This window comes from Rhodoferax sp. GW822-FHT02A01 (assembly GCF_038784515.1).
In the GTDB taxonomy this organism is placed as follows: domain Bacteria; phylum Pseudomonadota; class Gammaproteobacteria; order Burkholderiales; family Burkholderiaceae_C; genus Allorhodoferax.
On the sequence record NZ_CP152376.1, the window covers coordinates 1,149,309 to 1,162,898 of the forward strand.

At 59.5% G+C, this 13,590-nt stretch carries 16 protein-coding genes; 8 read left to right on the plus strand and 8 right to left on the minus strand.

The genetic code is table 11. The features are described from left to right. Nucleotides 1–13: 13 nt before the first annotated feature. The 7 genes from rpsG to AAGF34_RS05510 all read right to left on the minus strand — a co-directional run bounded on the left by rpsG (nucleotide 14) and on the right by AAGF34_RS05510 (nucleotide 4,909). Nucleotides 14–487, minus strand: a complete 474-nt coding sequence (rpsG, locus tag AAGF34_RS05480) for a 30S ribosomal protein S7 (RefSeq protein WP_342619610.1) — start codon at nucleotides 485–487, stop codon at nucleotides 14–16. A gap of 151 nt (nucleotides 488–638) precedes the next feature. After that, on the minus strand, nucleotides 639–1,016 hold the full coding sequence (gene rpsL / locus AAGF34_RS05485; RefSeq protein WP_076196147.1) for a 30S ribosomal protein S12: 378 nt from the start codon (nucleotides 1,014–1,016) through the stop codon (nucleotides 639–641). Nucleotides 1,017–1,130: 114 nt separating this feature from the next. After that, the gene (locus tag AAGF34_RS05490; protein WP_342619611.1) at nucleotides 1,131–2,315 is read right to left on the minus strand and encodes a D-alanyl-D-alanine carboxypeptidase family protein; all 1,185 of its coding nucleotides are present in this window, start codon (nucleotides 2,313–2,315) and stop codon (nucleotides 1,131–1,133) included. Between the two features lie 43 nt (nucleotides 2,316–2,358). Further along, the gene (locus tag AAGF34_RS05495) at nucleotides 2,359–3,000 is read right to left on the minus strand and encodes an alpha/beta fold hydrolase (protein WP_342619612.1); all 642 of its coding nucleotides are present in this window, start codon (nucleotides 2,998–3,000) and stop codon (nucleotides 2,359–2,361) included. 2 nt (nucleotides 3,001–3,002) lie between these two features. Then, nucleotides 3,003–3,353: a (2Fe-2S) ferredoxin domain-containing protein gene (locus AAGF34_RS05500; RefSeq protein WP_342619613.1), complete on the minus strand. Its 351-nt coding sequence runs from the start codon at nucleotides 3,351–3,353 to the stop codon at nucleotides 3,003–3,005. A gap of 9 nt (nucleotides 3,354–3,362) precedes the next feature. Beyond that, entirely contained in the window at nucleotides 3,363–4,457 is a 1,095-nt protein-coding gene (locus tag AAGF34_RS05505) for a VanZ family protein (protein ID WP_342619614.1), read from the minus strand. A gap of 11 nt (nucleotides 4,458–4,468) precedes the next feature. Then, nucleotides 4,469–4,909, minus strand: coding sequence for a CopD family protein (locus AAGF34_RS05510; RefSeq protein WP_342619615.1), 441 nt, complete (start codon nucleotides 4,907–4,909; stop codon nucleotides 4,469–4,471). A gap of 308 nt (nucleotides 4,910–5,217) precedes the next feature. Between AAGF34_RS05510 and hemB the strand changes: the two genes are divergently transcribed. The 5 genes from hemB to AAGF34_RS05535 all read left to right on the plus strand — a co-directional run bounded on the left by hemB (nucleotide 5,218) and on the right by AAGF34_RS05535 (nucleotide 10,716). Beyond that, nucleotides 5,218–6,234 carry a porphobilinogen synthase gene (gene hemB / locus AAGF34_RS05515; protein ID WP_342619616.1) on the plus strand — a complete coding sequence of 339 codons (1,017 nt, stop codon included), beginning with the start codon at nucleotides 5,218–5,220 and terminating at the stop codon, nucleotides 6,232–6,234. Between the two features lie 30 nt (nucleotides 6,235–6,264). Next, the gene (locus tag AAGF34_RS05520) at nucleotides 6,265–7,392 is read left to right on the plus strand and encodes a magnesium transporter CorA family protein (protein WP_342619617.1); all 1,128 of its coding nucleotides are present in this window, start codon (nucleotides 6,265–6,267) and stop codon (nucleotides 7,390–7,392) included. A gap of 248 nt (nucleotides 7,393–7,640) precedes the next feature. Beyond that, nucleotides 7,641–8,792: a glycine betaine/L-proline ABC transporter ATP-binding protein gene (locus AAGF34_RS05525; RefSeq protein ID WP_342621037.1), complete on the plus strand. Its 1,152-nt coding sequence runs from the start codon at nucleotides 7,641–7,643 to the stop codon at nucleotides 8,790–8,792. After that, entirely contained in the window at nucleotides 8,785–9,663 is an 879-nt protein-coding gene (locus AAGF34_RS05530; protein WP_342619618.1) for a proline/glycine betaine ABC transporter permease, read from the plus strand. The genes AAGF34_RS05525 and AAGF34_RS05530 overlap by 8 nt, the downstream gene beginning before the upstream one ends. A 15-nt stretch (nucleotides 9,664–9,678) precedes the next feature. Then, complete coding sequence (locus tag AAGF34_RS05535) at nucleotides 9,679–10,716, plus strand: GlxA family transcriptional regulator (protein ID WP_342619619.1); 1,038 nt, start codon at nucleotides 9,679–9,681, stop codon at nucleotides 10,714–10,716. 23 nt (nucleotides 10,717–10,739) lie between these two features. Here AAGF34_RS05535 and purU read toward each other — a convergent pair whose 3' ends face one another. Next, entirely contained in the window at nucleotides 10,740–11,615 is an 876-nt protein-coding gene (gene purU, locus AAGF34_RS05540) for a formyltetrahydrofolate deformylase (RefSeq protein WP_342619620.1), read from the minus strand. Nucleotides 11,616–11,891: 276 nt separating this feature from the next. Between purU and AAGF34_RS05545 the strand changes: the two genes are divergently transcribed. Genes AAGF34_RS05545 through AAGF34_RS05555 form a run of 3 tightly spaced genes read left to right on the plus strand, consistent with a single transcriptional unit; the run spans nucleotide 11,892 to nucleotide 13,590 of the window. Continuing rightward, complete coding sequence (locus AAGF34_RS05545) at nucleotides 11,892–12,593, plus strand: B12-binding domain-containing protein (RefSeq protein ID WP_342619621.1); 702 nt, start codon at nucleotides 11,892–11,894, stop codon at nucleotides 12,591–12,593. 41 nt (nucleotides 12,594–12,634) lie between these two features. After that, nucleotides 12,635–13,264, plus strand: a complete 630-nt coding sequence (locus AAGF34_RS05550) for a DUF1638 domain-containing protein (protein WP_342619622.1) — start codon at nucleotides 12,635–12,637, stop codon at nucleotides 13,262–13,264. Then, nucleotides 13,252–13,590, plus strand: coding sequence for a virulence factor (locus tag AAGF34_RS05555; protein WP_342619623.1), 339 nt, complete (start codon nucleotides 13,252–13,254; stop codon nucleotides 13,588–13,590). Before AAGF34_RS05550 ends, AAGF34_RS05555 begins: the two co-directional genes overlap by 13 nt.

Here is a 13,590-nt window from a genome sequence, read left to right on the forward strand (position 1 = left end):
CTTTCGCTTCTTCTTAGAAGCGGAAGTGAGAGAAGGCCTTGTTGGCTTCAGCCATGCGGTGAACTTCATCACGCTTTTTCATGGCGCCGCCACGGCCTTCGGTTGCTTCGAGCAACTCGTTGGCCAGACGTTGAGCCATGGACTTTTCGCCACGCTTGCGTGCGGCTTCCTTGATCCAACGCATGGACAGAGCCAGACGACGGACAGGGCGCACTTCCACCGGAACCTGGTAGTTGGCACCACCCACGCGGCGGGATTTCACTTCCACCATGGGTTTGACGTTGTTGATGGCAACGCTGAATGCTTCCACCGGATCTTTATCGGGGTGCTTCTTTTCGATGAGTTCCAGTGCACCGTAGATGATGCGCTCTGCAACAGCTTTCTTGCCGCCTTCCATGATCACGTTCATGAATTTGGACAGCTCTACATTGCCGAACTTGGGATCCGGCAGGATTTCACGTTTAGGGACTTCGCGACGACGTGGCATTTTTTCACCTCTTTGCTTCAGTTGGCACCTTTGCAGGCACCGCGAGAGTTAATCAATAAGACTCTCACTTACTCGACCCAAATAGCGGGTCACTACGTTTATTCGCCGCGCCACGCAGCAAACAAACACCTTGCATCTACAAATCCAGGGCTTATTTGGCCTTGGGCTTCTTGGCACCGTACTTGGAGCGGGCTTGCTTGCGGTCTTTCACGCCTTGCAAGTCCAGCGAGCCGCGGACGATGTGGTAACGCACACCTGGCAAGTCCTTGACACGACCGCCACGAACCAGCACCACGCTGTGCTCCTGCAGATTGTGGCCTTCACCGCCGATGTAGGAAATGACCTCAAAACCGTTGGTCAAGCGCACTTTGGCAACTTTACGCAGAGCGGAGTTAGGTTTCTTAGGCGTTGTGGTGTACACACGAGTGCACACACCCCGACGCTGCGGAGAGTTCTGCATCGCAGGACTCTTCGACTTGATGGTCTCGACCTCACGGCCTTGACGCACGAGCTGGTTAATGGTTGGCATTGAAAAACGTCCCTAAACGTTTGAAACTAAATGAAAACGTGAATCCCTTCGGAATTTCCGAAAAGCCCTCGACTGTATCAGATCAGGGGTTATCCCGCAAGTCCGTGCGAAAACCTACCGGATCCACAGACGCACGGAGTCCCAGGCGCGGCCCAGGATGCCGGCCTGCTCGACCCCATCCAACGCCACCAGCGGCACATCGACCACGAATAGGTCTCCTGCGGTAACGCGCAGCGTGCCGACTTGCTGCCCCTTGATGACCGGGGCTACCAGGGGATCCTTGCGCAAGACCTGGGTTTTCACCTTGGTGGCGGTGCCGTTGGGCACGGCCACGATGATGGACTGGCTGCTGCCCAACCTCACCGTGGGCGAACTGCCTTTCCAGATGGCGGGCTCCACAACCGCTTGGTCAGCATTGAACAGCTTGACCGCCTCGAAAGCCGTGTAGCCCCAGTTCAGTAACTTCTGCGACTCATTTGCACGTGCATTTTCACTCTCCGCGCCCAGAACGATTGACAGCAACCGACGGCTTCCGGTCGCAGCCGGTGTGCCCGGCGCTGCGCCGGCAGTGGCCAGATTCGGAAAGTCACGTTTTGCGGTGGCAACCATGCAATAGCCTGCTGAATCCGTATGACCGGTCTTCAGACCATCCACAGTTGGATCGCGAAAAAGGAGCAGATTGCGGTTGCTGCTATTGGCCGCTGGCGTACCGGGATAGCGGTAATTCTTGATTGCGTAGTAGCCGACGTATTGCGGGAAATCGGCCATCAGACGGGTTGCAAGAATACCCAGATCGCGCGCCGTGGTGGTGTGACCCGCCTCGGTCATGCCTTCCGGGTTCTTGTAACTCGTGTTCTTCATACCCAGTGCCTTGGCCTGCGCATTCATCATTTGGACGAATTTTTCGACCGAGCCGCCCACACCTTCAGCCAACGCCACGGTGGCATCGTTGCCGCTTTGAACAATCATGCCCTGAATCAAGTCCTCCACTGGCACCTGCATCTTGGGATCAATGAACATGCGGGAACCCGGCATCTTCCAGGCCCCCTCACTGACTCCAAAGGTTTGCTTGAGGTCAATCTTCCTGGATTTCAGTGCGTCGAACACCAGATAGGCCGACATCAGCTTGGTGAGTGATGCAGGCTCCACCGGTGCATCAATATCCTTCGCGGCCAGAACTTGGTTGGCTGTGATGTCCACCAACATATAGGCTCGAGCTGCCACTTCCGGCGGCTGGGGCATTTGCGCCGCCGCGGCGAAACTCAGAACAACCAAGAGAGCGGCCAGAAATAATTTCATGGGATAAAAAAGGCCCGCAAAGGTTCCGATGGAATAAACGAACTCACACAGGGGGTAGCGAACTCATGACGTGTCGGGCGACCAGCCCGCGCAACAGTGGCAATTGTCCGTGAAAGAAATGTTCGACCCCTGGAATTACAGTTACCGGAAGATTCTGGGGACGTGCCCAGTCCATCACTGACGTTAGAGGCACCGTGTCGTCCACCTCACCGTGAACCACCAGCGTACGCGCATGCAGATCCGTGGCAATCGGTGCCACGCCAAAACGGCTGGCGGCAGTACCTACCAACACCAGTTTTTCGATGTCGCGATGCGGCCAAAGTTGCGCCACCGCCGTGCTGGTGACAAATGCCCCAAATGAAAATCCTGCAAGCGCCAAAGGCCCTTGGGGTGCCTGGTCTTCCAGAACGGCCAACAGGTCCTGCAACTCTCCGCGCCCTTCGTCGTACACCCCGGCACTACCGCCCACCCCACGGAAATTGAAGCGCACCGCACGCCAGCCACACTGCACAAAGGCGCGCGCCACGGTCTGCACCACCTTGTTGTCCATGGTGCCACCAAACAAAGGATGGGGATGGGCAATGATTGCCACGCCACGTACGGTTTCGCTGGCGGGCTCGTCCACCGCCGCTTCCAGTACACCCGCTGGACCCAGTAACGTGATTTTGCGTGTGGAAGCCTTCACAGTTACCGTCCCAGGTGTGGTGGGGTCAGCAGTCGCTCCACCACTTTGCCATTCTTGAGATGCGATTCGACGATCTCTTCAATATCGGCGTTGTCCACGTAGCTGTACCAGACTGCCTCGGGATAGATGACGGCCACCGGGCCTGCCGCACAGCGGTCCAGGCAACCGGCTTTGTTGACCCGCACCTGGCCCGGTCCATTCAGGCCCGCAGCCTTCACCAGGGACTTGCAGTGGTCGAAGGCCTCCTGGGCTTTGAACTGTGCACAACAAGCTTCACCGTTCTTGCGTTCGTTGAGGCAGAAAAAAATATGGCGCTCGTAATAGGAACGCGCAGTCGTAGTGGTTTCGGGCATGACTCGATTTTAGGGATTCGGATTGCGGCGCCAGATCATCGATACGGCATACACCAAAACGGCGTAAGGCCATAACCAACCCAACCATTGAGCAAGCCCGTTGAAGCGGACGAATCGCCCCTGTTCCCACTCTTGCAGAGTCTGTGCGAAATAGGGGTTCTCTGGAGCCTGATTCAGGATGCTCAAGTACAGCCCCAGCCCCAGCAGCACCAGCGCAGGACTGGCTCGCGCCGGCACAAACGAAAGAAACGAAGCCAGAATGACCGCTGCCACCAAGGCCACCTGTGTGGGCAGGTCCAGCCAAGCCCAGGCATGGTCCGGCCCCCAGCTCAGCAGCGCGGAAAGCGCTGCTACCAACACACCCACGCCAATGAACAACGGCGCGAAAAGCAGCCGCCTGAAGCCCGGACGGATTACGCAAAAGCCCACCAGGCAAGGAATCAACAGCCCCAGCAGAACACAGACCAGTTCGGCACTGGGAAGCAGGGGCTGCAACTCAACCTCCCGTACGGGAAGCCAGTCCAGAAACGGCGTATCGGCAAGCCGGTCTGCCAACTGCGCTTCGATCCGTTCAAAGATCTGCCCCAGTCCAAACGGAACTGCAGGCGGAAACAGGAGCGCCAGCGGCCAGGTTGCAATCAGCACAACGCCACCACGATACGACTCGAAAAACCAGCGCTTGCGAAAGTCAGTCCAGCGATCTATCGCCCCCCACCGCTCCAAACCCAACGTGATGAAGGCACCGACCCAGGCTCCGGCCGAATTGAGCAGCCAGTCTTCGCGCGAAGCCACGCGCACAGGCAGGTAGCTTTGCAGGGTTTCCATTCCCAGGGAAAGCAGCGAGGCGCAAAGAAAAGTCAGCATCAGCGGGTGCCTCAGACGCCCGGACCGCAGCGCGCTCAGCATCAACAGGCCGCCAAACGGAATGTAGCCCGCCACATTGACTGCCACATCAAATCCAGTCCAATACCGAGGCCAGGGCGCCAGCAAGAACGCCCAGGCGTCTATCCCCTGATCGCGCCAGTCTGCAAATGGATAAAGGCTGGCGTAGACAATCAGCACCGCATACATCAACGCCAGTGGCGTGGCCGCGGTCTTGTGCATGGCAGACAGCCTCAGAACGGCTTGACAACTACCAAGATGACGATGGCAGTCAGCAGCAGCACAGGGATCTCGTTGAACCAGCGGAACCAGACGTGGCCGTGCGCCTCACGCCCCACTTCGAAACTGCGCAGGATGAAGGCACACACGACGTGGTACGCCACGGCCAGCACGACCAGGAACAACTTGATGTGCATCCAGCCCATTCCTTGACCATTGCCCATGCCATATGCAAAACCGTAAAGCCCCCAAGTCCACAGGCCAAAACCCAGCGCCGGCACCATCAGCATGTGGCTGAAGCGCATCAGCTTGCGGGCCATCAACATCAGACGGGCGAACTCAGCGTCCGAGCCCTTGGGGACCATGGCCAGATTGACAAAAATGCGCGGAAGGTAGAACAGCCCGGCAAACCAGCTGGCCACAAAGACTATGTGAAAGGACTTTATCCAGAGCATGGTTTTCAGTGTAGGCCATATCGGCAATGGCAAAAAAAACCCCAGCACAAGGGCTGGGGTAGCAAGCCTATTTGCTGTCACACATCAAGGCCCCGCTCAGGGAGGAAAAGCGGGAGGTAGCAAGCTACCCGGCGCTGAATTTAACAATTTTCACATTGCCGCACAAGCATTTTTTTCAAATACCCATGCGACTCTGTCTGCTATTTCTTCCCTTTACATGACTCCAAACCGATGTTGCATCGCAGTACAAACTGCGCCATCACACATGACGCAATGTGCCTACCAAGGATTCAGGCACAATTTTCAATATGACCAACTATGCCCCCTACCCCGCCGGACGCCCCCGTCGTCTGCGCCGCGATACGTTTACCCGCAACCTGGTACGTGAAAACAACCTGACAGCACATGACCTGATTTATCCGGTCTTTGTGGTGGATGGGCAGGGGCAACGGGTTCCCATCGGTTCCATGCCCGGCGTGGAACGGCTCAGCCTGGACCTGCTGCTGCCAGTCGCTGAGGAATGCGTCAAACTGGAAATTCCGGTGATGGCATTGTTCCCCGTCATCGACCAGTCCCTCAAGGACTACCGTGGTAGTGAGGCGCTCAATCCCGATGGTCTCATTCCCCGTGTGGTCCGCGCGCTGAAGAAGGAGTTCCCCGATCTGGGCGTCATGACCGATGTGGCACTGGACCCCTACACCAGCCATGGCCAGGACGGCCTGCCCGACACCCGCCCGGAGACGGAGGGCTACATCCTGAACGACGAGACCGTGGAAGTGCTTGTGCAGCAAGCCATGGCCCAGGCCCGTGCAGGAGTGGACATCGTTGCCCCTAGCGACATGATGGACGGGCGCATAGGCGCCATCCGTACCGCACTGGAAGCAGAGAAGCTGGTACACACCCGCATCATGGCCTACAGCGCCAAGTACGCCAGCGCCTTTTACGGCCCCTTCCGCGACGCTGTGGGCTCGGCCTCCAATCTGGGCAAGAGCAACAAGAAGGTCTATCAGATGGACCCTGCCAATACCGACGAAGCCTTGCGCGAGGTCGCCATGGACATTGCAGAAGGCGCCGACATGGTGATGGTCAAGCCCGGCATGCCCTATCTGGACGTGGTGCGTCGCGTCAAGGATGAGTTCCGCATCCCTACTTTTGCCTACCAGGTCTCCGGCGAATACGCCATGCTCAAAGCTGCAGCGGCCAATGGCTGGCTGGACCATGATGCCGTCATGCTGGAAAGCCTGCTGGCCTTCAAGCGTGCCGGTGCCGACGGTGTGTTGACCTACTTCGCTCGCGACGTCGCCCGGCTGCTACGCAACCGCTAACCCCGGCCGCCGCCCAGCGAGAGCCAGACCATGCGCATCTTTCAGATCCAAAGCACGGGCGCAATGGAGGGCGGGGACTTGCAAAGCCTGTTGCAGGCGGACCCGCCCGCCAACGGGTTCGTCTGGATCAGCTGCACCCGCAAGGAATTTGAAACACAGCTGAGCACCATCCAGTCGGTGTTGCAGACACTGTGTGGCCAGGCCCTGCTGGACCTGCACGTATCCGACCTGCTGAACCAGCAGTTGCCCTCCCACTACGACTACACCTCGCAATATGACATGGTGGTGTTCCGACGCCTGGCGACCTCCCACGCCACCGCCACGCGCGTGGAAGGCGGCGTCAAACCGGCTTTGGCATTGGCCAAGGGTGGGCCGCCCATCCTGCGGCGCATAGATACCAATCCGGTGGGGTTTGCGGTGTTTGATCGCGTGTTGCTGACCGTCCATCCCGAAGACTGTCTGGTTCGAGATGCTTATGCGAGCAAGCTGACCCAGGTCGGCGGCAGCCCCGATCTGCGCGTCACGGGCACGCGTTTCCCGGGCAGCCCGGCGGACTTGATGCTGCGCATTGTCAATCTGATGGTGGACGGCTATCTGGCCCTGCGCCGGGAAATGACGCACCAGCTGGACCATTGGCAGACCGAGCTGCTCAGCCCCAAGGCACGCTTTGCGAACTGGGGAGCGCTGTTGGATGCACGTCTCGCATTGCACCAACTGGACGAGATCTGTGAAGACCAGCATGCCTGCATCCAGGACTGGATCGAGGCCATCAAGACCTGGCCGGACGCCGACACGCCGGCAGATGCGCGCGAACGCGAATTGCTGCAGGTGCGCAGCCGCGATGTGCTGGAGCATATTGAGCGCGTAGTGCACCACGTGCGCCGCCTGGAACAGAGCGCCGAAACCGCGGTGCAGATGCACTTCAGCGCGCAGAGCCACCGCACCAATGACATCATGCGCACGCTCACGGCGCTGACCGCCATCTTCCTGCCATTGAATCTGATCGCCGCCATATTCGGCATGAACTTTGACTCCATCCCGCTGCTCCATGTGCACAGCGGTTTCTGGTGGGCCATGGGCAGCATGGTCACCATTGCAGCTGCTCTGAGTCTGGTGTTTTGGCGCAAGCGATACATCTCGCGCACGGCCTCGCACTGAAATGGACAGTGCATTTGCATAGGGCATTCCCTAGTGCGCACTGGCCTTGTCGCAGATTGACAATCTGACGGCGCATTTTGGGGTTTGGTTGCGTTTTGTGCGGCTAGCATGGCCCGCTTCATGCATAGAGAAGGGCGCTGTAGCCCAAAGCTGCAACAAACCCAACGAACCAGAGGACAAGCGCAGTGGTCGAAAAAGTCGTCGTCAAGAATCTCTACAAAATATTTGGCCATAGCCCGGAACTGGCCATGCAGATGCTGCAACGGGGCCAGAGCAAGGACCAGATCTTTCAGCAAACCGGCATGGTGGTCGGGGTCAAGGATGCCAACTTCCACGTCAATGAGGGCGAGATCTTTGTGCTCATGGGCCTCTCCGGTTCCGGCAAATCCACCCTGATCCGCCTGCTCAACCGTCTGGTCGACCCCACGCACGGGCAGATTCTGGTGGGCGGCCACGACGTTGCCACCATGAGCAAGCAGGCATTGATCAACCTGCGCCGCAAGGACTTGGCCATGGTGTTCCAGTCGTTTGCGCTATTGCCTCACCTCTCGGTTTTGCGCAATACCGCCTTCGGCCTGGAAGTCGCCGGCGTGGATCGCAAGACGCGCGAAAAACGCGCCATGGAAGTGCTGGACCAGGTGGGCCTGAAAGCCTTTGCCCAGCGTATGCCCGCCGAACTGTCTGGCGGCATGCAGCAGCGCGTCGGTCTGGCGCGTGCGTTGGCGGTAGACCCGTCACTCATGCTGATGGACGAAGCTTTTTCAGCCCTGGACCCACTCAAGCGCACCGAGATGCAGGAACTGCTGCTCAAGCTGCAGGCTGAGCAACAGCGCACCATCGTCTTCGTCTCGCACGACCTGGACGAAGCCTTTCACATCGGCAACCGCATTGCCATCATGGAAGGCGGTCGCATTGTGCAGATCGGCACGCCCGATGAAATCCTGCGCAACCCCAGCGACGAATATGTGCGCGCCTTCTTCAAGGGCGTGGACGTCAACAAGTACCTGGTCGCCAAGGACGTGGCCAGCGCGGACGAGACCCTGGTCTTCCAACCCGGTGCCGACGCCAAAGCCGATATGCGCACCGCCATCGCGAAACTGCGCGAAACGCAACGCCACTATGCTTTTGCCGTAGGCAACGATGGGCGGCTGCTGGGCACGGTTTCCATCGACTCCATGTTCCGCGCGCTGGAAGCCGACTCCAACCATCTGGCGGCAGCCTTCCTGCAACACATTGCCTCGGTTCCCTCCACCATGGTGCTCAAGGAACTGATCGGGCGCCTGGTGCGCAACCCGGTGCCATTGCCCGTGGTGGACGCCAACAATATCTATCTGGGCGCCGTGACCCAGACCATCTTGCTGAAAAAACTCGTAGAAGAAGTAGAGGCCACCCATGAGTGACACATTGCCCTTGGGCGAATTCGTAGATCGCGCCGTCAAGTTTGTCGTGGACAACGACGGCGGCACGCTGGAGCAACTGGGCTCGGGCATCGGCACCCTCACCGAAGCGCTGGAAACTGCGCTGCAGGCCATTCCCATGCCTGTAGTGGCGGCCGTGTTGGTGGGCGTAGGCTTTTGGCGCCTGGGCTGGAAATTCGCCCTGTTCTGCCTGGCCTGCTGCTATGTAATCAACGGTACCGGCTTCTGGCCTCAAACCATGGTGACGCTGGCGCTCATCATTGCCGCGACCTTTATCAGCCTGGTGTTGGGACTGCCGCTGGGCATCTGGGCCGCACGCAATGACCGGGTGGCCGCCATCGTGCGCCCTACTCTGGACTTCATGCAGACCATGCCGGCGTTTGTGTACCTGATCCCTGCGGCCATGCTGTTCGGCCTGGGACGCGTGCCTGGCGTACTCTCCACCGTGATCTTCGCCATGCCACCGGTAGTGCGCCTCACCGCCCTGGGCATCCGCCAGGTCAACAAGGAGCAAGTAGAAGCGGGCATCACTTTTGGCTGCACGCCTACGCAAGTACTGTTCAAGGTGCAGATCCCCGGCGCCATGCCATCCATCATGGCGGGCATCAACCAGACCATCATGATGGCGCTCTCCATGGTCATCATCGCCTCCATGGTGGGTGCGGGCGGGCTGGGCAACGACGTCCTGGCCAGTATCCAACGGCTGGATATCGGCCTGGGCTTTGAATCCGGCCTGGCCGTGGTGCTGTTGGCCATCATGCTGGATCGCATCACCGAAACCTTCGGAGAACAAGGCAAACGCCGCACACTCAGGGATAAACTCGGGCTTAAACCCAAAGTCGATGGCCCTTGACTACACACAGCTCTGATGGATTTGCCTGCTAAACGCCCGAACCGGCCCCTTCCAAAGCACCGATTCGTATTCCTGACGCTGCAGAATTACTCTCTGATTGCGCTGTCCAGCGCGGTCGAGGCGTTGCGCATGGCCAACCGGGTTGCTGAACAGGACGTGTATGAGTGGACGTTGGCCAGCCTGGACGGCCAACCCACACCCGCCAGCAATGGTCTGTCCATGTCGCCCACGGTGGCCATTGAAGACATTGGTCCGGCCAACATTGTGTTCGTCTGCGGCGGCGTCAACGTCGAGCAGGCCGTCACTCCGGAACTCATTGCCGCCCTGCGCCGCTTTGCGCAACGTCTGGTGCCGCTGGGCTCGCTGTGCACCGGCGGCTACGCCCTGGCCAAGGCTGGCTTGCTGGACAAATACAAGGCCGTGGTGCACTGGGAAAACATGTCGGCGCTGGAAGAGCAATTCCCCGCCGTGCAGTTCTCCAAGCAGCTCTACGCCATTGACCGGGACCGCTACACCTGCTCGGGCGGGATTGCGCCGCTGGACTTGATGCTCAACATCATCAAGGACCATCTGGGTCGCGATATTGCGCCGCAGATTTCCGACCAGTTCATCCTGGACCGCATCCGCAGTGACCAAGACCGCCAGCATGTGCCCCTGCTGGCCCGCGTCGGCCTGTTCCATGAGAACCTAATCGAAGCGGCCGCCCTGATGGAGGCCAATCTGGAGGAACCCCTGTCGCTGGACGAGATTGCCAAATTGGTGGGCGTTTCGCGCCGCCAGATTGAGCGGCTGTTCAAGCGATATGTGGGCGAGGTTCCGACCAAGTACTACCTGGACATGCGCCTGCGCCGCGCCCGCGGCCTGCTGCTGCAGACTTCCATGTCCATCATGGAAGTGGCGGTGGCTTGCGGCTTCCAATCCCCGCCGCACTTTTCCAAGTGCTACCGCGACTTGTTTGGCCACACCCCCAGCGCCGAACGCCGTAACAGCCGCCGGGTTGCCATAGGCGACCTGCCGCTCGAAGCGGACGACGACATCGCCACCGAATACTGAGCGGCGATGTCGGCCCGTGAGGGTCAGGCAAAAATCACAGTCTTGGAGTCGTTCAGGAATACGCGGCGTTCCACGTGCAGACGCACGGCCGTTGCCAGGGCGCGGCACTCGGAGTCGCGACCGGCGGCAGCCAGCTTTTCCGGCGTGTAGGTGTGGTCCACACGTTGCACCACCTGCTCGATGATCGGGCCTTCGTCCAGATCCGCCGTCACGTAGTGGGCCGTTGCCCCCGTCAACTTGACACCGCGCGCATGGGCCTGGTGATAGGGTTTGGCGCCCTTGAAGCCCGGCAGGAACGAGTGGTGGATATTGATGGCCTGGCCGCGCAGACGGCGGCACAGGTCGTCCGAGAGAACCTGCATGTAACGCGCCAGCACCACCAGCTCGCTGCGCGTCTCATGTACCAGCTCCATCAGCTTGTCTTCCTGTGCTGCCTTGGTCTCGGGCGTGACGGGAATGTGTACATAGCGAATGCCCTGCGCTTCCACCAGCCCTTTGAGGTCGGGGTGGTTGGAGACCACGGTGGTGATTTCCATCTTCAGTTCGCCGGTGCGGTTGCGGTACAGCAGGTCCACCAGGCAATGGTCGAATTTGGAGACCATGATCAGCACGCGAGGTTTGATCTCCGCGTCCACAATCGACCACTCCATTTCCTCCAGTGTGGCGACCTCCTGGAATTCATCGCGCAATGCAGCCAACTCGGGCGTGGCGCCCGGGTTGCCATAAAAGCTGATGCGGGTAAAAAAGCGCCCGGTGATCACATCATCGAACTGCTGCATGTCGGTGATGTAGCACTTGCGCGAGGCCAGAAAGCCGGACACGCGTGCCACAGTCCCCATGCGGCTGGCGCAGGTGGCCGTGAGGATGTAATGGGGCTTGCCTTCGAGTGGGACGTTCATGGAAATCGGGCTCCGTAGGTTGTCGAATAGGTTGGCGCAAAACAGTTGCGTTGCCAGTGGGCAGTTTATGGATTGGGCGCCCGCGGAATTATCTCGGTGCGACGGCCATTTCGACCCGAACGACCACGCAATTCACGAGGCAATTACACTGTCGTGTGACGACAATCCCAAGTCGCTATTGTGTCAGCCCTGACAGATAGCGACTCGTACCATTTTCAACACGCTCTGACTGTGCCGATGCAGTGACATGAGCAACCTATTTTTCAGGAGTTAGCGGTGGCCAACGAATTTGATGACGATCTGGATCTCAACACCTTGAACGACGAGGAGCTGACAGAGCAAGTCCATGACGATCTCTACAACGGCCTTCGCGACGAGGTCATAGAAGCAACCAACATCCTGCTCTCGCGCGGCTGGACTGCAGCCCGCGTGTTGGATGACGCGCTGGTCGAAGGCATGCGTATCGTGGGCATCGATTTCCGCGACGGCATCCTGTTCGTGCCGGAAGTGCTGCTGGCTGCCAACGCCATGAAGGGCGGCATGGAAATCCTGCGCCCCCTGCTGGCAGAAACCGGTGTGGAGCCGATCGGCAAGATGGTGATCGGAACCGTCAAGGGCGACATCCATGACATCGGCAAGAACCTGGTGGGCATGATGATGGAAGGTGCCGGCTTTGAAGTCATCGACCTCGGCATCAACAACCCCGTTGAAAAATACCTGGAAGCCATTGAACAGCACAAGCCCGACATCCTGGGTCTGTCTGCTCTGCTGACCACCACCATGCCCTACATGAAGGTCGTCATCGACACCCTCAAGGAAAAAGGCATTCGCGATGACTACATCGTGCTGGTCGGCGGCGCACCGCTGAACGAAGAGTTCGGCAAGGCTGTGGGCGCGGACGCCTATTGCCGCGACGCTGGTATCGCCGTGGAAACTGCCAAGACCCTGATCGCTGCACGGCGCGCAGCGGCAGCCTGAGCCTGCGCAGAGTCGGCAACCCTGTCTGATCCGGTGTAGCCATGGGTGCTCAGCCAGCCAGCTTGATCATTGCCTGTGGCGCCCTGGCACGCGAGATTGTGGCGCTGCGCACCCTGAACAACTGGCCGCACATGGCTGTGCAGTGTCTGCCCGCAGACCTGCACAACCGCCCCGAAAAGATTCCCGAAGCGGTGCGCGCCAAGATCCAGGCGGCGCGCGGCCAATTCACCTCCATCTTTGTAGCCTACGCCGACTGCGGCACCGGCGGTCTGCTGGATGCCGTGCTGGCCGAAGAGAGGGTGGAGCGCATTCCGGGTTCCCACTGCTATGAGTTCTTTGCCGGCACAGCGCAATTCGAGGCCATGGCCGAGGCAGAGCTTGGCACCTTCTACCTGACTGACTTTTTGCTGACCCATTTCGACCGCCTGATATTGCGCGGTCTGGGCATAGACAAACACCCGGAGCTGATGCCGATCTATTTTGGTAACTACAAGAAGCTCACGTACCTGGCGCAGGTGGCCTCGGAGGAAAAGATTGCCGCAGGGCGTGCGGCTGCAGAGCGCCTCGGACTGCAATTCGAGTACCACGTCACCGGCTACGGAGACCTGGCCACCAGCCTGGAACGCGCCCAAACAACCGCTACTACGAGGCCCATTACATGGCAAAACTGATTGTGATTTCCTGGCGCGACATTCCCGCGCAGGTAGTGGTCAAGAAAGGCCGCGAAACTGGCAAGGTGCAACTCTCGCACCGCTTCCAGGAGGCGGTGGACCGCGCCGCCATGCGCGCGGGCAAGTCCGGCTCTGCCGACTACCTGGCCGACTGGAAGCGTAGCGAGCCGCGCGCTTGCGGTGACGACATGCAAGCCGAGGCGGAAGCAGAGGCCGCCAAGATCGAGGCCCGCTATTCCGATGACGATTTGCTGCGCCTGATTCGCGCCCATGGCGTGGACGAAACCCTCACGCCCGATTCCCCAGCCCCTTCGGGAGAAGCCTGA